At 73.1% G+C, this 20,524-nt stretch carries 18 protein-coding genes; 11 read left to right on the forward strand and 7 right to left on the reverse strand.

The window, feature by feature from the left end; translation table 11 throughout:
• Positions 1 to 52: 52 nt before the first annotated feature.
• Both EIZ62_RS12900 and EIZ62_RS12905 read right to left on the reverse strand, forming a co-directional pair.
• Entirely contained in the window at positions 53 to 1,165 is a 1,113-nt protein-coding gene (locus EIZ62_RS12900; protein ID WP_156692836.1) for a hypothetical protein, read from the reverse strand.
• Positions 1,166 to 1,204: 39 nt separating this feature from the next.
• Positions 1,205 to 2,164, reverse strand: coding sequence for a TetR/AcrR family transcriptional regulator C-terminal domain-containing protein (locus tag EIZ62_RS12905; protein ID WP_156692837.1), 960 nt, complete (start codon positions 2,162 to 2,164; stop codon positions 1,205 to 1,207).
• Positions 2,165 to 2,352: 188 nt separating this feature from the next.
• On the opposite strand from EIZ62_RS12905, the gene EIZ62_RS12910 reads away from it, so the two are divergent.
• The 3 genes from EIZ62_RS12910 to EIZ62_RS12920 are packed head-to-tail and all read left to right on the forward strand — an operon-like array spanning position 2,353 to position 5,022.
• Positions 2,353 to 3,456: an FAD-dependent monooxygenase gene (locus tag EIZ62_RS12910; RefSeq protein ID WP_156692838.1), complete on the forward strand. Its 1,104-nt coding sequence runs from the start codon at positions 2,353 to 2,355 to the stop codon at positions 3,454 to 3,456.
• Positions 3,457 to 3,474: 18 nt separating this feature from the next.
• Entirely contained in the window at positions 3,475 to 4,296 is an 822-nt protein-coding gene (locus tag EIZ62_RS12915) for an RNA repair domain-containing protein (RefSeq protein WP_156692839.1), read from the forward strand.
• 24 nt (positions 4,297 to 4,320) lie between these two features.
• Positions 4,321 to 5,022 carry a bleomycin resistance protein gene (locus tag EIZ62_RS12920; RefSeq protein WP_156692840.1) on the forward strand — a complete coding sequence of 234 codons (702 nt, stop codon included), beginning with the start codon at positions 4,321 to 4,323 and terminating at the stop codon, positions 5,020 to 5,022.
• Positions 5,023 to 5,181: 159 nt separating this feature from the next.
• On the opposite strand, the gene EIZ62_RS12925 is transcribed toward EIZ62_RS12920, so the two are convergent.
• Positions 5,182 to 6,081, reverse strand: coding sequence for an AraC family transcriptional regulator (locus tag EIZ62_RS12925; RefSeq protein ID WP_156692841.1), 900 nt, complete (start codon positions 6,079 to 6,081; stop codon positions 5,182 to 5,184).
• A gap of 49 nt (positions 6,082 to 6,130) precedes the next feature.
• Between EIZ62_RS12925 and EIZ62_RS12930 the strand changes: the two genes are divergently transcribed.
• From EIZ62_RS12930 to EIZ62_RS12940, 3 genes are all read left to right on the forward strand, one after another.
• The gene (locus EIZ62_RS12930; RefSeq protein WP_156692842.1) at positions 6,131 to 6,562 is read left to right on the forward strand and encodes a DUF2000 domain-containing protein; all 432 of its coding nucleotides are present in this window, start codon (positions 6,131 to 6,133) and stop codon (positions 6,560 to 6,562) included.
• Positions 6,563 to 6,689: 127 nt separating this feature from the next.
• A complete protein-coding gene (locus tag EIZ62_RS12935; RefSeq protein WP_156692843.1) occupies positions 6,690 to 7,544 on the forward strand; it encodes a LolA-like protein in 855 nt (284 codons plus the stop codon).
• A 173-nt stretch (positions 7,545 to 7,717) separates the two neighbouring features.
• Positions 7,718 to 9,802 carry a PIG-L family deacetylase gene (locus EIZ62_RS12940; protein WP_156692844.1) on the forward strand — a complete coding sequence of 695 codons (2,085 nt, stop codon included), beginning with the start codon at positions 7,718 to 7,720 and terminating at the stop codon, positions 9,800 to 9,802.
• A gap of 85 nt (positions 9,803 to 9,887) precedes the next feature.
• On the opposite strand, the gene tuf is transcribed toward EIZ62_RS12940, so the two are convergent.
• The 4 genes from tuf to rpsL all read right to left on the reverse strand — a co-directional run bounded on the left by tuf (position 9,888) and on the right by rpsL (position 14,238).
• A complete protein-coding gene (gene tuf / locus EIZ62_RS12945) occupies positions 9,888 to 11,081 on the reverse strand; it encodes an elongation factor Tu (RefSeq protein WP_156692845.1) in 1,194 nt (397 codons plus the stop codon).
• A 147-nt stretch (positions 11,082 to 11,228) separates the two neighbouring features.
• Complete coding sequence (fusA, locus tag EIZ62_RS12950; RefSeq protein WP_156692846.1) at positions 11,229 to 13,355, reverse strand: elongation factor G; 2,127 nt, start codon at positions 13,353 to 13,355, stop codon at positions 11,229 to 11,231.
• A gap of 38 nt (positions 13,356 to 13,393) precedes the next feature.
• Complete coding sequence (gene rpsG / locus EIZ62_RS12955; RefSeq protein WP_031076642.1) at positions 13,394 to 13,864, reverse strand: 30S ribosomal protein S7; 471 nt, start codon at positions 13,862 to 13,864, stop codon at positions 13,394 to 13,396.
• Positions 13,865 to 13,866: 2 nt separating this feature from the next.
• Complete coding sequence (rpsL, locus tag EIZ62_RS12960) at positions 13,867 to 14,238, reverse strand: 30S ribosomal protein S12 (protein ID WP_003948652.1); 372 nt, start codon at positions 14,236 to 14,238, stop codon at positions 13,867 to 13,869.
• Between the two features lie 361 nt (positions 14,239 to 14,599).
• On the opposite strand from rpsL, the gene EIZ62_RS12965 reads away from it, so the two are divergent.
• From EIZ62_RS12965 to EIZ62_RS12985, 5 genes are all read left to right on the forward strand, one after another.
• Complete coding sequence (locus EIZ62_RS12965) at positions 14,600 to 15,388, forward strand: Crp/Fnr family transcriptional regulator (protein ID WP_156692847.1); 789 nt, start codon at positions 14,600 to 14,602, stop codon at positions 15,386 to 15,388.
• Between the two features lie 126 nt (positions 15,389 to 15,514).
• Positions 15,515 to 16,300, forward strand: a complete 786-nt coding sequence (locus EIZ62_RS12970; protein ID WP_156692848.1) for a hypothetical protein — start codon at positions 15,515 to 15,517, stop codon at positions 16,298 to 16,300.
• On the forward strand, positions 16,297 to 18,447 hold the full coding sequence (locus tag EIZ62_RS12975; protein WP_156692849.1) for a hypothetical protein: 2,151 nt from the start codon (positions 16,297 to 16,299) through the stop codon (positions 18,445 to 18,447). Before EIZ62_RS12970 ends, EIZ62_RS12975 begins: the two co-directional genes overlap by 4 nt.
• A 20-nt stretch (positions 18,448 to 18,467) precedes the next feature.
• Positions 18,468 to 19,991 carry a hypothetical protein gene (locus EIZ62_RS32740; RefSeq protein WP_280117738.1) on the forward strand — a complete coding sequence of 508 codons (1,524 nt, stop codon included), beginning with the start codon at positions 18,468 to 18,470 and terminating at the stop codon, positions 19,989 to 19,991.
• Positions 19,988 to 20,497 (forward strand): Pycsar system effector family protein, encoded by a 510-nt coding sequence (locus EIZ62_RS12985; protein WP_156692850.1) that lies wholly within the window; start codon positions 19,988 to 19,990, stop codon positions 20,495 to 20,497. Before EIZ62_RS32740 ends, EIZ62_RS12985 begins: the two co-directional genes overlap by 4 nt.
• Positions 20,498 to 20,524: the final 27 nt, after the last annotated feature.

The raw sequence follows: 20,524 nt of genomic DNA on the forward strand, positions 1-20,524 counted from the left end.
TCAAACCACGGCACGCGGAGGCCCGGGTTCCGGGCTCCTTCGGGCGCGTCCGTCAGGTGCGGCTGACCGTGCCGCACCAGTCGGGCTGCTCGGCGAGCGGCTTGGTGCGGTCGTAGGGGTCGAACGCCTTGCCGGTGCCACCGCCGTCCTCGCCCGCCAGGAGGTCCGAGGTGAACCGCGGGTGCAGGAAGCCGTCGTGGGCGCGGGAGCAGTCGTCGTTGCCGGCGCTCTCGTCCATGCGCAGCACCGACAGCTTGCCGGGCGTGGCGCGGAACGTCACGGGGTCGTGCAGGGCGAGGGTCATCTGGCGGCGCACGACGGTCCGGGCGACCTCCGTGGAGCCGGGCGCCGCCTTCACCACCGGGTAGACGAACGTGTAGTCGGCGTGCACCCGCATCTCGCCGGCGCGCTCGCCCTTCCCGTACGTCAGCGTGCCCCGGACCTTCACCACGTCACCCGCCGGAACGACCTCGGAGGGGTCGAAGCGGCTGAAGAGCCACAGGGGGTCGCTGTCCGGGCCGGGGTCGGCCAGGGCCTTCTCCAGCGCGCCGCGGCCGCTCGGCTGCAGCGGGTCCAGCAGGTCCAGCGCGGCCCGGGGGTGCTCGCCCCGGAGGGTCGCCGGGTCCAGGTTGGCGGCGACCAGAAGCTTCTTGGTGTTGTCCAGCGCCTGGGCGACCTGCTGCCTGGTCATCCCGGCGACGGCCTCCGCCCCGGGCACCTCGATGCCGTCGGCGCCGTCCGCCCAGCCGGCGGCGGGCGAGCCCCGGAAGGGCTCCTTGAGCGTGGGGACGTCACCGGCGCCCGCGCCCGCCAGGGGCGCGGTGGCCTCGGCGTGGCCGGTGCCGCCGAACCGGTCGGTGACCAGCTCGGGGCGTACGGCGACGACGACGAGCCCCGCCGCCAGCAGCACCCCGAGGGCGCCGGTCCAGCGCCTGCGCCGGGTGGCGCGGCCGTCGGGCTCCCGCCAGGCCGGGCCGGTGCGCCAGCCCTCGGGCTGCGCGGGGCGGGCGGTGCGCCCGGCGCGCCGCTCCCGCTCGTCGGCCGACGGCTCCTTGGGCGCGTCCGCCCCGTGGCCCTCACCCGCCTCGCGGAGGAAGCGCGCCCATTCCTCGTCGGACACCGACGACCCGTCCTCCGGCCGTTCCTCCGCCGCGCCCCTGCCCATGGCCCCCACCCCAGTCGTCCGTATGACGGGCATATTTGATCACGCCGGTCGTGGCGCCCCGTTGACGATGCGCCCGATCCCGTCGAGCAGGGGGCCGAGGCCGAACTCGAAGAGGGCGTCGAGGTCGAGGTCGTAGCCGTCCTCGAACTCCATGAGGGTGCGGCTGAGGGCCGGGTAGCGCCCCGAGGTGACGACCTCGCGCATCGCCGCCTCCTGGCCCGCCATCCACTCGTCCTCGGTGAGGCCGGTGGCGGCCAGGGCCTGGGTCTCGCGCTCCAGGTGGACGGCGATGCCCTGGACGTAGGTGTAGATCAGCAAGTGGATGTCGAACCGGGTCCGGGCGTCCAGGCCGCTGTCCGCCAGCGCGCCGAGCACCCATTCACCGTGCGCCATCAGGTTCGGCAGCACGAGCGGGCGGCTGAGCGGCCCGATCTGGGCGACCCACGGGTGCCGCCGGCACACCTCCCACAGGGCGCGCGCCCCGGTCTCCATCCGTCCCCGCCAGCCCTCCGGCGGTTCGGCCGGGTGCCCGACCTCGCCGTACGCGGCGTCCGCCATCAGGGCGACGAGCTCGTCCTTGCTGCCGACGTGCCGGTACGGGGACATGGCGGCCACGCCGAGGCGGGCGGCGATGCCGCGCATGGAGAGGGCGGCGAGTCCTTCGGCGTCGGCGATCTCGATGGCCGCCCGGACCACGCGGGCCCGGGTGAGCTCCGGTTCGGCGGCGGTGGCGGCCCGCTCGCGCCCGGCGGGCGCCTCCTGCCCGCCGGGCGCTCCGGCGACCACGGTGCCCACGCGCGGGCGGGCCTCGACGGCGCCCTCCAGGCGGAGCGCCGTGAGCGCCTTGGTGGCGGTGGCGAGGGCCACGCCCCACTCCTGGGCGATCTGCCGGGTGGAGGGGACGCGGTCGCCCGGGCGGAGGTCGCCGTCGGTGATGCGCCGCCGGATGTCGGCGGCGATGCGGAGGTAGGGGGGCTGGTCCCCGGGGGGTCGCGTCATGTTTTTTTTCCGCCTCCTTCGCCGGGCCGACGGCCCTGTACTAGGGCAGACCCTAGCAGCGGCGATCGGCCCTGTTCACCCTCTGACCTAGTACAGGGCGGTGCTTAGGCGCGTGTCGAGCGCGCTTGGCAGGGTTGTGTGTACGCCGTACATTCAGTGGCGTACACCGTATCGAAAGGAGCTGGACCATGCAGTCCGTACTTGTCTCCGGTGCCGGTATCGCCGGATCCGCCCTCGCGCACCTGCTCCACCGCAGGGGCTTCGCGCCCACCGTCGTCGAGCGCGCCCCGGGGCCGCGGGCGGGCGGCCAGGCGATCGACGTGCGGGGCGTCGCCCTGGAGGTGCTCGACCGGATCGGCGTCCTGGAGCAGGCGCGGGAGGTCCGCACCCGGATACGCGGCATGTCGGTCCTGGACGCGGACGGCACGGAGATCGACCGCTCGACGGAGTACGCGCTGAGCAGCGGCCGGCTCGACGGCGACGACATCGAGGTGCTGCGCGACGACCTGACCCGGCTGCTGCACGACCGGGCGCGTACGGGCGGCGGCGTGGAGTACGTCTTCGGCGACAGCGTCACCGCGCTCACCGAGGACGCCGACGGGGTGGTCGCGGACTTCGCGCTCGCCCCGTCACGCCGCTTCGACCTGGTGGTCGGCGCGGACGGGCTGCGCTCGACGGTCCGGCGGCTGGCCTTCGGCCCGGAGGACGACCACGTCCGGCACCTGGGCAGCTACCTGTCGGTCTTCACCGCGGACAACTTCCTCGGCCTGGAGGACTGGCAGCTCTGGCTGCGGGACGGCGAGGCGGGGTTCGGCATCATGCCGGTACGCGGCAATCGCGAGCTGCGGGTCGCGTTCGGGTTCGAGTCCGCGCCGCTCCCCCGGGACGCGGACCTGAAGGCGCTGATCGTGGCGCGGCTCGCCGCACTGCGCTGGGAGGGCGCCCGGCTGGCGAAGGCCGCCCAGGAGGCGCCCGACTTCTACTGCGACGCGATGGCCCAGGTCCACCTGGACCGCTGGTCCCGGGGCCGGGCGGTGCTGCTCGGCGACGCCGGCTACTGCCCCTCCCCCCTGTCCGGGCAGGGCACGAGTCTGGCGCTGGTGGGCGCCCACGTCCTGGCGGACGCGCTGGCGGGGGCGGGCGGCGACCACGCGGCGGCCTTCACCGCGTACGAGTCGCGCATGCGGCCCTTCGTCACCGCGAACCAGGCCCTGGCCACGGAGAACCCCGGCAGGCCCGCCTCCGAGGAGTCCATGGGGCGGGCGAAGAACGCGATCGCGCTGGACGGCTGACGGGAGCACGGTGGAGGCGTGCACACCAGCGAGGAGATCTACCACCGGGTGCTGTGGGACCCGCGGTTCGACCCCGCCCGGTTCGTCATCGGCGTCCGCCTGCGGGAGGCCGGCCCCGGGCGGGTCCCGCTGACCGGCTTCGTACCGGGCGGTGACATCCCCTGGCACCGGGTGCTGTTCTTCGAGGCCGACGGCGAGGTGGTGTGGGACCGCAGGACGGGTCTGGACCGGCTCGGCGCGACCGGCGCCGGCCGGGTACGGGCGCTCGCCGCGCGGCCCACACCCCGCACTGCGGTGGCCTGGCTGCCGCCCGCGGAGCTGTGGCCGCCGCTCCAGGCCGTCCGCCGGGACCACGACCCGCAGATCCACCGCTGGCCGCCGCATGTGAACCTGCTGTTCGGGTTCGTCCCGGAGGAGGACTTCGGACGGGCGGCGCCGCTGCTCTCCTCGGCGGCGGCCGGCGTCGAGCCGTTCGGGGCACGGCTGGCCGGGATCCGTACGTTCCGCCACCGGGCGGGCGCCACGGTGTGGCTGGACCCGGCAGCCGCGGGCACCCGGCCCTGGGCGGACCTGCGCCAGGCCCTGGAGCGGCGCTTCCCCGAGTGCCGCGGCCCGCACCGGGGCTTCACCCCGCACCTGAGCCTGGGCCGCACCCGGGACCCGCGGCGCGTGACGGCCGAGTGCGCGGACCGGCTCGGCGCGTGGGGGCCCCTGACGGCGCGGGTCGTCGAGGTGGCGGTCCTGTCCCGGCGCGGCGACGGACCGATGCGGGTCCGGGCGACGGTGGTGCTCGGCACGGGCGAGGTGCGGTGGTCCGGGAAAACCCCTCCCCCTGACTAATCAAGTTTGACTAGAGTGGCGGGCATGGACGAGAAGACCATTCCGATGCTGCCCTGCCGGACCCTTCAGCCGGTCCTCGACTTCTACGCGGCGCTCGGCTTCGGCGTCACCTTCCAGCAGAAGAGCCCCAATCCGTACGCGGCCGTCGAGCGCGGCCGCATCGAGCTCCACTTCTTCGCGATGAGGCAGTACGACCCGGCCGCGTCGTACAGCACGTGTTACGTCGTGACCGACGACGTCGACGGGCTGCACGCGGCGTTCCGTGCCGGACTGAAGGCGGCGTACGGGCGCGTCCCGACGCGGGGACTCCCGCGCATCGGCCCGGTGAAGGACACCTCGCACGGCATGCGCCAGTTCCTGATGACCGACCCGGGCGGCAACTGCGTCCGCGTCGGCACGCCCGTCTCCGACGACCTGAACCACCGGCCCGCCCCGACGGAGACCTTCGCCCGGGCCCTGCACTACGCGTCCCTCTTCGCGGACTCCAGGGACGACCCGGCGGGCGCCGCGAAGTTCATCGACCGGGCGCTGGACCTGCCGGACGAACGGCCCACGCCCGTACAGCTGTTCCGCCTCCTCGTCCTGCGCGCGGACGTCGCCGGGCGGCTCGGCGACCCGGAGACCGCCGCGTCCGCCCTGGCCCGGGCGGATGGGGTCCGGCTCACCGCCGAGGAGCGGGAGTCGCTGCGCGACGAGCTGGCCCGGCTGGAGGACCTGCGGGACTAGGGTCTTTCGTTTGGATCAGGCTGGATCAGGGAGTGGCGTCTGGTGCCGTGCATCGCAAGGCGGAGGAGGGAGCCACTGCGGAGCATTGGCGACCGACGACAACGCCGCGAGGTGCGGTGTCCAGGCGTCACGAGCCCAGCAAGATCCGAACGAGAGGCCCTAGGTCGTGGTGGGCGGGCCGACCCGCCGCCCATCGCCGGAACGGGTCTCGCCGGAGCGGGTCTCGCCGGAGCGGCGTCTTCCGGCGAACCGCCCCGGGCCGGCGCCGTCGAGCCGGGCGAACCGCCCCGGTGTGGTGCCCACGAGCCGCTTGAAGTGCCGGTTCAGGTGCGCCTGGTCGTAGAAGCCCACCGCGGCCGCCACCGCGGAGGGCGACCGGCCGTCGAGGAGGAGCCGCCGGGCGCGGTCGACCCGGCGGGCCATCAGGTACTGGTGCGGGGCGATGCCGAAGGCGCCGCTGAACGCCCGTACCAGGTGCGCGGGATGGGCGTGCACCAGGCCCGCGGCCTCGTCGAGGGTCACCCCGCGCGACAGCCGCTCGTCGAGGAGTTCCCGCAGCCGGTGGGCGACGCCGTCGCCGGCCGGCCGCGCGGGGGTGACGAGCCGGGGCCGCAGCCGCCCGCGCAGCCGTTCGCCGATCAGGGCCAGCCGGCTCTGCGCCTCCAGTTCGTCGCCCCGGTGCGCCAGGGCGGCGTGCACCTGCGCGACGCGCCGCCGCAGCAGCGGGTCGACCAGGACGGGCCCGTCCACCGCCGGGCCGATGAAGGTCTCGTCGAGCTCCGGCAGGTCCAGGTAGAGCACCCGCTTGCGGAACCCGCGGGGCGTCGCGGACGAGCCGTTGTGCGGCACCTGCGGCGGCAGCAGCGTCACCGTGTCGCTCGGCGCGCCGTGCTCGCGGCGGTCCAGGTCGTACCGGATGGCGCCGTCGTCCACGATCAGCAGCGTCCACGCGTCGTGGACGTGCATCGGATAGGCGTGCTCGGTGAAGTGCGCGTGCAGGACCTCGACGACACCCGGCACCTTCGGGCGCCACGCGGAAACCTCCTGCCGGGCCACCATGCGAGAAACGTACAAGACCGGGCGGCCGGCCCGGCGGCAGTCTCGGACCATGACCACCGAGAACACGCCCGTACGCTTCGACACCAAGATCGCCGTCCTGCTGCGCGAGGACCTGGAGCCCTGGCAGCGGCTGAACGTGACGGCGTTCCTGGTCAGCGGCCTCGGCGCCCAGCTCCCGGAGGTGATCGGCGAACCGTACGCCGACGCCGACGGCAGCCCCTACCTGCCGATGTTCCGCCAGCCGGTCCTGGTCTTCGAGGGCACCAAGGAGACGCTGACCGCCGCCCACCGCCGCGCCCTGGCCCGTTCGCTGCCCCGGTCGGTGTTCACCTCCGACCTCTTCACCACCGGCAACGACCGCGACAACCGCGCGGCGGTACGAGCCGTGGCCCGTGACCACCTGGACCTGGTGGGCCTGTGCGTGTACGGGCCGCGCAACGCGGTCGACAAGGTGCTCAAGGGGGCCCGGATGCACCCCTGAGACGACGCGCCCCGGAGGCCGGGCTCGATGGCCGGATAACTCCTGGAATGGGGGCCGATCGGCGACATACGATGATCATCATCGTGGGCGCCGTCCGACGATCCACCCCCCTCCTGGAGACACGCCCATGCGTCATGCCCTTGCCCTGGCCACCCTGTGCTGCGCCGCCCTGCTGGTCGGCGGATGCGACGACACCGACAGATCCGACAGATCCGGCGGCGCCGGCGGCGCGAAGAGCGGGGCAGGGGCCGGCGCCCGATCGGCCCCGGCGGAGACGGAGACGGGCACGGAGACCGCGACGGCCGAGCACGCGGCGACGGTACGCGCCGCCGTCGCGGCCACCGGCCGCACCAGCGCCCGGATCGCCCAGACGCACACCATCGACGGCACCGCCATCGGCGAGCAGGTCCACACCATCACCGTCGGCGGCGACTTCGACTTCGCGAAGGACCGGGGCAATCTGGCCGTCACCCTCGGCCCGGTCGCCTTCGAGGAGGTCTTCGACGGGGACAACGTCTACCTCCGGGGCCAGGTGCCCGGCGACCCGGACGGCGACTGGTACCTCGCCGACCGCCGGGCACCGGCCCGGCACCTGCTCCGGGCACCCGCGAACGACCCCGAATACACCCTGAGCCAGGCCACCATGGCGCGGACGTTCGCACGGGCCGGCGAGGAGACGATCAACGGCGCACCGGTCGTCCGCTACCGGGGCGCCCTGCCCCACGAAGCCGTCACGCTGCGCATGGAGAAGGCGACCAGCGACAAGATCGGGGAGATGCGCCGCACGCTCGGCGGCCGGATACCGGCGGACGTCGACGTCTGGGTGGACGCCCGGGGGCGCGCCGTGCGGGCCCGCCTCGCCCTCGACATGGGAGGGGTCACGTCGACCAACACCCTCACCTTCTCCGAGCTGGGCAAGCCGGTGCGGATCACCGTGCCGCAGGGCGAGATCACCGAAGGGGACCTCCCCGAGAGCCTCTGACCGCACCCACCAAGGCCCCGCCCCCCGCCGGGCAACCCGGCCCCCTCGTTCCCCGTCTTGGTCACCGCGAGGCATGACCGCGCCATGTGACCTCGAAGCTTGACCGCGAGGGGTGACCGGCGCGGGACACCGGGCGGGACACGGGGGCGGGACGAGGGGCGGGGGTTCAGGGGATGGATCGGATACGGGGGGCGGGGCGGCGCCCTGCCGTCTTCCGGCGGCGGGGCGTGCTGGGCTCCGCGGCGGCCGTGGCGCTGGCGGCGGCCACCGGGTGCTCGGTGCCCGCGCCGCGGCGGGCCGGGCCGATCGCCGACCCCGCGCCCGGGATGCCGATCAGCAGCCCCCGGCGCGCCCAGCTGCTCCAGCTGGCGGCGCACCCGGACGACGACCTGTACTTCATGAACCCCGACACCCAGCGGATGGTGGACGCCGGGGTGCCGCTGGTCTCGATATACGTCACGGCCGGCGAGCACGACGGCAGGAACCACGTACCGGGCCGCGGGGACGCCCCCGCCGACAAGGCGGCCTACTCCTCCGCCCGGCACCAGGGCCTGCGGCAGGCCTATGCGGCCATGCTCGGGCTCGACATGTTCGCCGCCTGGCAGAAGGGTGTCCTCACCCTGCGGGGGGACCGCCGCGCCGAGATCAACACCCTCACCCACGGCGACCGCCGCGTCGAGCTGGTCTTCCTCAACCTCTCCATGCACGCCCCGCGCCGCTGGACGGCCCTGCCCAGCCTGTGGAAGGACCGGGCGCTGGGCCTGCGGACCGTGGTGGCCGACGACTCCCCCGTACGCAGGGCCGACACCTACGACTACGACGCGCTCGTCGACGTCCTCGTGGGCCTCCTGGAGCGCTACCGCCCGACGGTGATCCACACCCTGGACCCGGACCCGGACATCCAGCACAGCGACGAGCGGACCCGGCGGAAGGACTCCGAGCAGCCGGGCTACTCCGACCACGCCGACCACACCGCCGTCGCGTCCTTCTCGTGGGCGGCCATGGTCCGCTGGGTGGCCGACGCGACGAGGGACGGCGGCGCGATACCCGCCTTCACCACCACCGCCTTCCGCGGCTACTACAACCGGCACTGGCCCAAGAACCTCCCCGGGCCGGTGCTCAAGGAGAAGGCGGCCCACCTCGTGCCCTACGGCGGTGACCCGTCCTGGGAGTGCGGCAACAGCGGCGGCTGCGGCGACTACAACGTCGGCGGTGCCCGTCCGCTCACCAACAAGAAGGGCTGGGTACGCGCCACCCACCACCGCTACCCGGGCGCCGGCCCGGTCGTGGCCACCGAACCGGACGGGCGGCTCGCCGTGTACGGGGTGCTGGGCCTGCGCGCCGTGCGCTGGCGCGAGACGGCACCGGGCAGCGGGCAGTGGGGCGAGCCGGGCGACCTGGGCGGCGGGCCGCTCGCGCCGGGCCTCGGCGGGGTCACCCTTGGGGACGGCCGCCAGCTGCTGTTCGGGCTCCGGTTCGCGGCGCTGGGCGGGCACGGCGGGCCCAACAAGCGCGAGGTCGTGCTGCTGGAGCAGCGGGAGGCGGGCGGGGCGTTCCTCGCCTGGACCGGGCTCGGCAACCCCGAGCGCGGCGACGACCGGGGCCGCCGGCTGGGCGTCCCGGTGGCGGTGGCCGACGGGGAGGGCCGGGTCCACCTCTTCGTACGCGACGCGGACAAGGGCGTAAGTAGCCGGGTGCGGTCGGCCGGCGGGAGCTGGGGGCCCTGGCGGGACCTGGGCGGCGGAGAGGTGCAGGACGGGCTGTCGGCCGCGGTCGACGCCGCCGGACGCGTCCACCTGTTCGCGGCGGGCCGCGAAACCGTCCACCACTGGGCGCAGAACGCCCCGGGCGGCCCGGTCGTCTCCCGCGCGGGCACCGGCCTCCCCGCCCCGGGCGGCCCCGTGGCGGTGGCGGGCACCCCGGACGGGGGCCTGGCGCTGCACTACCGCGCGCCCGCCCGCAAGGAGGTGACGGCGGTACGCCCCGACGGCACGCCCCTCCCCCGGGTCGCCCTCCCCGGGTACGGCGCCCTGACCGCGGCCGCCACGCCCCGGGGCCCGGTCCTGCTGGGCACGGACCTCCACGGCCGCCTCCAGGTCCGCACCCCCGCCGGCCGCGTCGTCCGCCGCGCGCGGGGCCCGCTCCCTGTGGGGTCGGCCGCCCTCCTCGCCACCGCCCGCCACGGCACCCTCGCCATAGGGCTCGGCCCGGACGCCCACCCCTGGACCTGGGTGCCGGAACCGCACACCGAGGGCTGAGGCGGGAGGACGAGCGAAGGGCCCCGCACCTGACGGTGCGGGGCCCTTCTTGCAGCTCTGCAGGAGCTACCAGGTCAGATCCGAATTACTTCGTGATCTTGGTGACCTGGCCGGCGCCGACGGTCCGGCCACCCTCACGGATGGCGAACTTCAGGCCCTCCTCCATGGCGACCGGCTGGATCAGCGCGACCGTCATGGTGGTGTTGTCGCCCGGCATGACCATCTCGGTGCCCTCGGGGAGGGTCACGACGCCGGTCACGTCCGTGGTACGGAAGTAGAACTGCGGGCGGTAGTTGTTGAAGAACGGCGTGTGGCGGCCACCCTCGTCCTTGGACAGGATGTAGGCCTGCGCCTCGAACTCGGTGTGCGGGGTGACCGAGCCCGGCTTGATGATGCACTGGCCGCGCTCGACGTCCTCGCGCTTGATGCCACGGAGGAGCAGACCGACGTTCTCACCGGCCTGGCCCTCGTCGAGCAGCTTGCGGAACATCTCGATGCCGGTGACCGTGGTGGTGGTCTTCTCGGTCTTGATGCCGATGATGTCGACGGTCTCGTTGACCTTGAGGACACCACGCTCGATACGGCCGGTGACGACCGTACCGCGACCGGTGATCGTGAAGACGTCCTCGATCGGCATCAGGAACGGCTTGTCGACGTCACGCTCGGGCTGCGGGATCGACTCGTCGACGGCGGCCATCAGGTTGAGGACGGACTCGCCCCACTCCTTGTCGCCCTCGAGCGCCTTGAGCGCCGAGACCTTGACGACCGGAACGTCGTCGCCCGGGAACTCGTACTCGGTGAGGAGCTCACGGACCTCGAGCTCGACGAGCTCCAGGATCTCCTCGTCGTCCACCATGTCGGCCTTGTTCAGGGCGACGACGATGTACGGAACGCCGACCTGGCGGGCCAGGAGCACGTGCTCCTTGGTCTGCGGCATCGGGCCGTCGGTGGCGGCGACCACGAGGATGGCGCCGTCCATCTGCGCCGCACCCGTGATCATGTTCTTGATGTAGTCCGCGTGACCGGGGCAGTCGACGTGGGCGTAGTGACGCGACTCGGTCTGGTACTCGACGTGCGCGATGGAGATGGTGATACCGCGCTGGCGCTCCTCAGGAGCCTTGTCGATCTGGTCGAAGGCCGAGGCCTCGTTCAGGTCCGGGTACGCGTCGTGCAGCACCTTGGTAATGGCGGCCGTGAGGGTCGTCTTACCGTGGTCGATGTGACCGATGGTGCCGATGTTGACGTGCGGCTTAGTCCGCTCGAACTTCGCCTTCGCCACTGGGGTCCTCCTGAGAGTGGTTCTGGTACGCCTTACTCATCGGCGCCAGGTGATCTTTGCTGGGTGGCCACCCGCCGGAGCCCCGTCCCGGGTTCGGGGCGAAGCCACGGCGGATGGTGTCAAGCCTAAAGCGTGAACTCGGGAGAGTTACTCGCCCTTGGCCTTCGCGATGATCTCCTCGGCGACGTTCCGCGGAACCTCGGCGTAGGAGTCGAACTGCATCGAGTAGCTTGCGCGACCCGAGGTCTTGCTGCGGAGGTCTCCGACGTAGCCGAACATCTCCGAGAGGGGCACGAGGCCCTTCACGACGCGAGCGCCGCTGCGCTCCTCCATGGCCTGGATCTGGCCACGGCGGGAGTTGATGTCACCGATGACCTCGCCCATGTAGTCCTCGGGCGTGGTGACCTCGACGGACATCATCGGCTCGAGGATGACCGGCGAAGCCTTGCGCGCGGCCTCCTTGAAGGCCTGCGAACCGGCGATCTTGAACGCGAGCTCGGAGGAGTCGACCTCGTGGTAGGCACCGTCGAGAAGAATGACGCGGACGCCCGTCATCTCGTAGCCGGCCAGGATGCCGAACTGCATGGCCTCCTGCGCACCCGCGTCCACCGAGGGGATGTACTCCTTGGGGATGCGGCCACCGGTGACCTTGTTCACGAACTCGTACGACGCGTCGCCGCCCTCGATGGGCTCGATCGCGATCTGCACCTTGGCGAACTGACCGGTACCACCGGTCTGCTTCTTGTGGGTGTAGTCCACGCGCTCGACGGCCTTGCGGATCGTCTCGCGGTAGGCGACCTGCGGCTTGCCGACGTTCGCCTCGACCTTGAACTCGCGACGCATGCGGTCGACGAGGACGTCGAGGTGAAGCTCGCCCATACCACCGATGATGGTCTGGCCGGTCTCCTCGTCCGAGTGAACCTGGAAGGAGGGGTCCTCCTCCGCGAGACGCTGGATGGCGACACCCAGCTTCTCCTGGTCACCCTTGGACTTGGGCTCGATCGCGACCTGGATGACCGGCGCCGGGAAGTCCATGGACTCCAGGATCACCGGGTTCTTCTCGTCGCACAGCGTCTCACCGGTGGTGGTCTGCTTCAGGCCCATCACGGCGACGATGTCGCCGGCGCCCACCGAGTCGATCTCCTCACGCTTGTTCGCGTGCATCCGGTAGATCTTGCCGATGCGCTCCTTCTTGCCCTTGACGGAGTTCAGCACCGAGGTGCCGGCCTCCAGGCGACCCGAGTAGACCCGGATGAAGGTGAGCTTGCCGAGGTGCGGGTCGCTCGCGATCTTGAACGCGAGGGCCGACAGCGGCTCCGACTCGGACGGCTTGCGCTTGACGACCTCCTCCGGGTCCTTCACGCCGTGGCCCTCGATGGCCTCGACGTCCAGGGGGGAGGGGAGGTAGCGCACGACGGCGTCGAGCAGGGGCTGAACGCCCTTGTTCTTGAACGCGGTGCCGCAGAACACGGGGGTGACGGTGGTGTCGCCGCCCTTGCCGGACGCGATGGTGATACGACGGATCGCGGCGTACAGCTGCTCCTCGGTGGGCTCCTGGCCCTCCAGGTACAGCTCCATGATCTCTTCGTCGTTCTCCGCCACCGTCTCCAGCAGCTTGCCGCGCCACTCCTCGGCAGCCTCGGTGTGCGTGGCCGGAATGTCGACGACGTCGTACATCTCGCCCTTGGTGGCCTCGGCGGACCAGACAAGAGCCTTCATACGGACGAGGTCGACGACGCCCTGGAAGTTGGCCTCGGCACCGATCGGGAGCTGCATGACGATCGGGGTCGCGCCGAGGCGGTCCACGATCATGTCGACGCAGCGGTGGAACTCGGCGCCGGTGCGGTCGAGCTTGTTGACGAAGCAGATACGCGGAACGCCGTAGCGGTCCGCCTGACGCCACACGGTCTCGGACTGCGGCTCAACGCCGGCGACGCCGTCGAACACCGTCACCGCACCGTCGAGCACGCGGAGCGAACGCTCCACCTCGACCGTGAAGTCGACGTGGCCCGGGGTGTCGATGATGTTGATGGTGTGGTCAACGTCTTCCAGCGGCCAGTGGCAGGTCGTCGCGGCAGACGTGATCGTGATGCCGCGCTCCTGCTCCTGCTCCATCCAGTCCATCGTGGCAGCGCCGTCGTGGACTTCACCGATCTTGTACGAGACACCGGTGTAGAACAGGATCCGCTCGGTGGTGGTCGTCTTGCCCGCGTCGATGTGGGCCATGATCCCGATGTTGCGGACCTTGGCCAGGTCAAGCGAAGTGGTAGCCATAAGGCTTCAGTCTTCTCTCGGTCTCGATGTGGGTGCGACTACCAGCGGTAGTGCGCGAAGGCCTTGTTCGACTCGGCCATCTTGTGCGTGTCCTCACGCTTCTTGACCGAAGCACCGAGGCCGTTGGAGGCGTCGAGGAGCTCGTTCATGAGGCGCTCGGTCATGGTCTTCTCGCGACGGGCGCGGGAGTAACCCACGAGCCAGCGCAGCGCGAGCGTGGAGGCGCGACCGGGCTTGACCTCGATCGGCACCTGGTAGGTGGCGCCACCGACACGGCGGGACTTGACCTCGAGGGACGGCTTGACGTTCTCGAGGGCGCGCTTCAGCGTGATGACCGGGTCGTTGCCGGTCTTCTCGCGGAGGCCTTCCATGGCGCCGTAGACGATCCGCTCGGCGGTGGAGCGCTTGCCGTTCAGCAGGATCTTGTTGATGAGCGAGGTCACCAGAGGAGAGCCGTAGACCGGGTCGATGATGACCGGGCGCTTCGGGGCGGGGCCCTTACGAGGCATTCTTACTTCTCCTTCTTGGCGCCGTAGCGGCTGCGGGCCTGCTTGCGGTTCTTGACACCCTGGGTGTCGAGCGAGCCGCGGATGATCTTGTAACGAACACCCGGCAGGTCCTTCACACGGCCACCACGCACGAGCACGATGGAGTGCTCCTGCAGGTTGTGTCCCTCACCCGGGATGTAAGCCGTGACCTCGATCCCGCTGGTCAGACGCACACGCGCGACCTTACGCAGGGCCGAGTTCGGCTTCTTCGGGGTGGTCGTGAACACACGCGTGCAGACGCCGCGGCGCTGAGGGGAACCCTCGAGTGCGGGCGTCTTGTTCTTCTCGACCTTGTCCTGCCGGCCCTTCCGGACCAGCTGCTGGATCGTAGGCACTACTTCTCCGGTTTCTGTGTGCCGTGTAGTAAAGCTAACCTGGAACGTCGCCGACCCACGCGGTCGGGTGTGTCGAATACTGCGAACCTCCGCCGCAGGGCGGAAAGGGCGCAGATCACGGTGGCCGATACTCGACTCGTCATGCGGTTGAGGACACGCACACGAGCCCAGGCACACCCCAGGCACAAGGTCTGAGCGTACCTACCGCACGGACTTCGGTCAAAACAAATGCGGACGGCAGGGACACGCCGGATTCGATCATCCCGGAGAGGACCGTTCGTGGCGGGAACCGGCCATTCGGTCCCCCCGCGGACCGCGCCTTCAGTACGTTGATCGGTCCGCTCGACGAATCGGGGAACCCATGACGGCGGCGAACTTATCCGACGGAGCCGGAGCCGGGGCCGGGACCGGAGCCCGAGCCGCGCGTGCGGCCGGAGGCGGCGACCTCCGGGGCGGGGGCGGCGGCCTGGACGACCGGGTGCCCTTCCTCGCCCGCCTGGAGACGGCCGACCGGCAGGCGCTGCTGGCGCTCGGCCGGGAGCTGGCCTTCGCGCCCCGGATGGTGCTGCTCCACCAGCACGAGCCGTCGTCGCACGTGCTGTTCCTGGTGCGCGGCTGGACCAAGGTCACCGCGTCCGCCGCCAACGGCTACGAGGCGCTCCTCGCCCTGCGCGGGCCGGGCGACGTCGTCGGGGAGTCCGCCGCGCTGACCGGCCGCCCCCGCTCGGCGACCGTGACCGCGCTGGAGCCAGTACGGGCGGTGGCCGTGGAGCACGAGCGGTTCACCGACTTCCTCGGCCGCTCCCCCGCCGTCTCGTTCGCCCTGCTGGGCCTCACCTCCGACCGCACCCGCGCCGCCGACCGGCGCCGGCTCCAGTTCGCGTCGATGAGCGTGCGGGAGCGGTTCGCCGCGCTGCTGCTGGAGCTCGCCCGGATGCACGGCCGGCGTACGGACGACGGCATCGAGGTCGCCGTACCGCTGAGCAAGCAGGAGCTGGCCGGGTCGGTGGGGGCCTCCCGGGAGATGGTGCAGCGGCTGCTGAAGGAGCTGCGGACCCGGGAGGCGGTGTCCACCGGGCGCCGCACCCTGCTGATCACGCGCCCGGACGTGCTGCGGCGGATCGCCCGCGCCGAGCACCCCGACGCCTGAGGCCCGCCCGTCCCGATACGCCGCTCTGTGCACACGGTCACACTTCGAGTGCGTCATCGTTCCTCACCGCTCGGGCTTCCGGGTCGCCAGTCTGGCCTCGCTCCCCTCCCCACCGGAAAGGCGACCATGACCGACCCCGTGAGCCGGACGATCCTCCTGCTCGACATCGAGAAGTACAGCGACCGGGACGATGTCGAGCAGGCCTACCTGCGCCGGATGCTGTACGGCATCAGCGACAGCGCCCTGGAGAGCGCGGGCATCGAGGAGACCCTTCGGCTGCGCGCCGACCGCGGCGACTCCGTGATGGAGCTGATCGACGCCAACGCCTCGGTGACCGCCCTGCTGCGCGCCCTGCTCACCGAGGTGCCGGTACAGCTGCGCGCGGTGAACCGGATGGCGTCCAGCTCCGCGCAGATCCGGCTGCGCGCGGTCCTGGCCACCGGGTACGTGGCGGTCGACGCGCTCGACGGCTGGGTCGGCTCGGACCTGAACCACGCCTGCCGGCTCCTGGACGCCGAGCTGCTGCGCGCCGCGCTGCGGGAGCGCGGCGACGACTTCGCGCTGTGCGTCTCGGAGCCCGTGCACTCCGGGATCGTGCGCCACGGGCACCGGGGCATCCCGCCGGAGGACTTCCACCCCATCACGGTGACCAGCAAGAACGGCCCCCTGCGCGCCTGGCTGCACGGCCCGGTGCCCACGGGGGCGGCCACCGGGGCGGCGGCCGGGAGCGCCGCGCCGGAACCCACCGGAACTCCGGCGCCGGGCGGATCGGGGGACCGCCCGGCGCCGGGACACTCGTACGACTTCCGGGGCTCGGACGTCCGGATCGACGGCGGGTTCACCGGCGGCAGCCACCACGGCATCAGCGGCGGCACCTTCCACGGCGACGTGACGATCGGCGGTGACGCATGAGCGCCCAGGAGGCGGGGGCGGGCCCTCCGGCACCCGAGCCGGACCCCGCCGACGAGGGGGACGCCCGGCAGCCGGCCGGCACCGACGAGAGCGCGCAGGAGGAGCCCGACCAGCGGCAGAACGCCTGGTCGGCCCGGCGCGACCTGGTCAACCACAGCCCGTGGAACGTCACCGGCGGTGTCGTCGGGTCGGACCACCACGGCATCAGCGGCGGCCACTTCACCGGCAGCGTCCACCTCGGCAGCAAGACCGAGGTCGTCCACCAGTACCAGTTCGGCGGCGCGTCGGCCTCCCACTCCTCTGGTGAGGTGCCGGCGACGACGCTCGAACGGCTAAGCGCCCGGTTCGTCACGGGCGGCGACGCGGCCTTCGACGCGCTGGCCGAGCGGCTGCGCGCCGAACGCTTCCTGGTGCTGACGGGCGGGCCGTTCACCGGGCGCCGCACCGCCGCCCTGATGCTGCTGCACCGGCTGGGCGCGACGCCCGTGCGCGCGCTGGACCGGGAGACCCGGCCCGGCGAGCTCGCGGGGCGCATCGACACGGGCGGGCACCTTCTGTGCGACCCGCTGACCCGGCGCGACCGGCCGCTGCGCGAGGCGCACCTGCTGGCCGCTCGGGAGCGGCTGGCGGAGAAGGACGCGTACCTGGTCGTGACCGTCGGGCCCACCGCCGCCCTGGAGGACATCACCCCCGCCGCCTGGCGGCCGCCCGCTCCCGCCGCCGTACTGGAGGCGCACCTGCGCGCCGAGACGGACGAGGAGACGGTGCGCCAGCTGCTGGCCCTGCCGCCGGTGACCGGCTTCCTCGCCCGGAGCCACCAGCTGCGCGAGGCCGCCGCGTACGCCCCGGTCCTCGCGCGGTACGCGGCCGGCGAGGTGGACGAGCGGCGCATCGAGGAGTTCTCGCAGGCGGCGCTGGAGAGCCAGGTCCAGGAGTGGTTCGAGCAGGACGAGGAGTCCCTGCACCTGCGGGACAAGGCGTTCCTGGTCGCGCTGGCCGCCTTCGACGGCGGGCCGTACGCGCTGACGGCCGAGCTGAGCGACCTGCTGTACGCGCTGCTCCAGAAGACCGAGAACCCCTCCCGGGCGCCCGAGGTCCCCGTCTTCGGCACCCACGTCGGCAAGCGCCTCCAGCTGGCCCGCGCCAGGCGGTACGAGGAGGAGGAGCACACGGAGTGGGGCCCGGTCCGCCAGCTCAAGGCACGGTACGAGGACGACCGCGCCGCGCCGGTGCTGCTGCGGGAGGTGTGGACGGGCCACCCGTCCGCCCGGCCCGCCCTGATCGCCTGGCTGCGGCGGCTCGCGGGCGACGGCCGCCCCCTGGTGCGCACCCGCGCCGCCGCCGCGGTCGCCGTCCTCGCGTACGCGGACCTGCCCTCCGCGATGGCCCTGGTCATCGAACCGTGGGCGACCGCCGACCGCTTCCGGCACCGCCTCGTCGCGGTCAACGCGCTCGCCCTCGCCCACCTCATCGGCGCGCCGAACGTACCCCGCATCCTCGACGCCTGGTGCGAGAGCGACGACCAGCGGCTGTGCTGGGTCGCCATCCGGACGCACGGGCTGACCGGCCCCGCCCGGCCGGTCGAGACGCTGGCCGCGCTGCGGGCCGCGGCCCGCCACCAGGACGCCCAGAAGGACCCGGACGCGCTGCTGACGGCCGAGCTCGCCGAGTCGGTCGAGCTGCTGCTGCTCTCCCCCGCCGGCGACCGGGTCCTGGCGGAGCTGGTCCGGACGATGCACGACGACCGGAGCGTGCTGGACCTGGCCGTCCGCGGCTTCGTCCGGGCCTGCGACCACACCGAGGACGACGAGCGGTACGGCCGGCCGCTGGTCCTGCACTGGTACGCACGGGCCGCCACCGGCCACGGCCCGGCCGCCCACCACATCGCCGCCCTCTGGCGCACCGCCCTGGGTGACCGCGCCCACACCGGCCACGCGCGCGACGTACTGCACCGCTGGGTCCTTGCGGCCGAGCGCGAGCCGTCCGTCGAGTGGGAGCTCGCGGCGCTGCTGCCCGCGCTGGTCACCACGGCCTCCGAACACCAGCGGCTGGACCACCTGCTGCGGACCGCGGCCGGCGAGGACGGCGCTCCCCCGCCGCCCGTCGCCGGCCGGCTCCTCACCGTCCTGCCGCGCCCGTCCGCCTGATCCCGAGGAGACACGTCCCCATGCCCGACTTCCGCCGCCCGTACGACTGGGCGCAGGACGCCGACCGGCACGCCGAGCTGACCGACCCGGTGCTCACCGTGCGGCAGCTCTCGCGGTTCGACTTCGCCCGCAAGTCGCTGACCCGCATCGACCACGCCCTGGTCTTCGCCACGCCCAAGGGCTCCTACGACGCCTACCTGCCGCCGCGGCGCCCCTCGCGCTCGGAAGCGGCGGCCAAGCGGTACACCGCGGTGTACGAGGTCGACATGGGCGTCCATCCGGTGCGGGCCGAGATCCGGCTGCCCAGCGACAACGACGCCTTCGAGTTCGGGGTGGTCACCGAGCTGTCCTGGCGGGTCGACGACCCCGCCCGGTTCGTGGCGAGCGGCCACCGGGACGTGCCCCGGCTGCTGCTCGGCGAGCTGGAGCAGGCGGCCCGGCCGGTGGCGCGGCGCTTCCCGATCGCCGAGAGCGCGGCCGCCGAGCGGGAACTGCTGGGCGCCCTGGCCGCGCGCGGCCCGCTGGGCGCCCCGGCCGGGCTGACGGTGACGTGGACGGTCCGGCTGCGGCGCGACCAGGAGAACATCGACCACCAGCTGCGGCTCCAGGCCATCGACCACGCCGCGACCGAGCAGATCCACACCGAGCGGCGCGGCATGGAGTACGACGCCGCCCTGGACCGGCGCAGCAGGCAGCACGACGCCCTCCAGGTGGGCCGCGCCGTGGAGCACGGCCGGCAGGAGCAGGACCTGGTGCTCCAGCAGCAGGCCTGGCAGCACGAGAGGGCCGTGCTGGAGGCCCGCCAGGCGGTCGAGATGCAGCAGATCGAGGCGCAGAAGATCGCGTTCTACCAGTGGCACCTCGAACAGGGCGGCGTGCAGGCCTGGGCCCTGCACCTCGCGCAGCACCCCGAGGACTCCCGCCTCGTCATGGAGAGCATGCGCGAGGACCAGCTCCGCCTGATCCAGGCGCAGATGAACCTGGTCGGCCAGCTGCTCGGCAGCGACGGCGCGGAGAGCTACGAACTGGAGGGCCCCAAGCAGCTGGCCCTGCGGGCGGTCAGCGACATCCTGAACCAGCGCCTCCCCGGTGTCGCCCAGGGCACCCCGCCACCGTTGCCGGGCGACCCCGGCGGCGCCCCCGCCCACCCGGGCCGGCCGTCGGCGGCACCCCTGGCCGCGCCCGGGCGCCCCTCGTACGAGCCGTACCCGGCGGCCCCGCCGCAGCAGGGACACCCACAGCCCCCGGCCGCACCGCCGGCACCTCCCGCTCCGGCTCCCGCTCCGGCCCCGGCACCTCCCCCGGCTCCGGCACCCACCCCGGCACCCGCTCCGGCCGCGGATCCCGCTGACCGACAGCCCGGCGCCCCGGCGGCCGGCGCCTTCCGGGGCTGGCAGCCGCCCCCGGGGTACGGCAGCGCGCCGGTCATGCCGCCGCGGCCACCGGCGCAGCCGCCCGTACCACCGCGGGAGCCGGCCGGCGGGACGGACCATGGCGAGACGGCGGCCGGGCCGGAGCCCGCCCCCGAGACCGGTGCCCCGTGACGGCCCGCGTCCCCGAGGCACCCGAGGCCGCCGCCGCCCGGCTGCTCGCCGACCTGCGCTCCGAGATCGCCCGCGCCGACCACAAGGCGTCCGTGCTGGTCGCCGCGCTCGGGATGACCGCCGGTGTGGTGAGCGGTCTGCTCGCCGGCCGGGGCTGGAACCCGAGCGCCCTGTCCGCGCCCGGGGCCGCCGTCTGGTGGGCGGGGACGGCCGCGCTCGCCGTGGCGCTGCTGGCGCTGCTGCTGGCCATCGTGCCGCGGTACGGCGGGACCTCCTGGGAGCCGGGTCAGCCCCTCTCCTACTTCGGTGACATCCGGGAGGCCGTGCGCCGGGGCCGGCTGGCGGAGGCGCTCGCCGAGACCGAGCGCGCCGGCGCGGCCGCGCTCCTCGCGGCACTCACCGAGAACAGCCGCATCGCCGCCCGCAAGCACCAGTGGATACGCGCCGGGGTGCTCGCGTTCTCGGCGGGTGCGGTCCTGCTGCCCACGTCCCTGCTCGTCGGCTGACGTCGTCCCCACACCACGGAAGGTCCC

This window comes from Streptomyces ficellus, from assembly GCF_009739905.1.
GTDB lineage: Bacteria > Actinomycetota > Actinomycetes > Streptomycetales > Streptomycetaceae > Streptomyces > Streptomyces ficellus_A.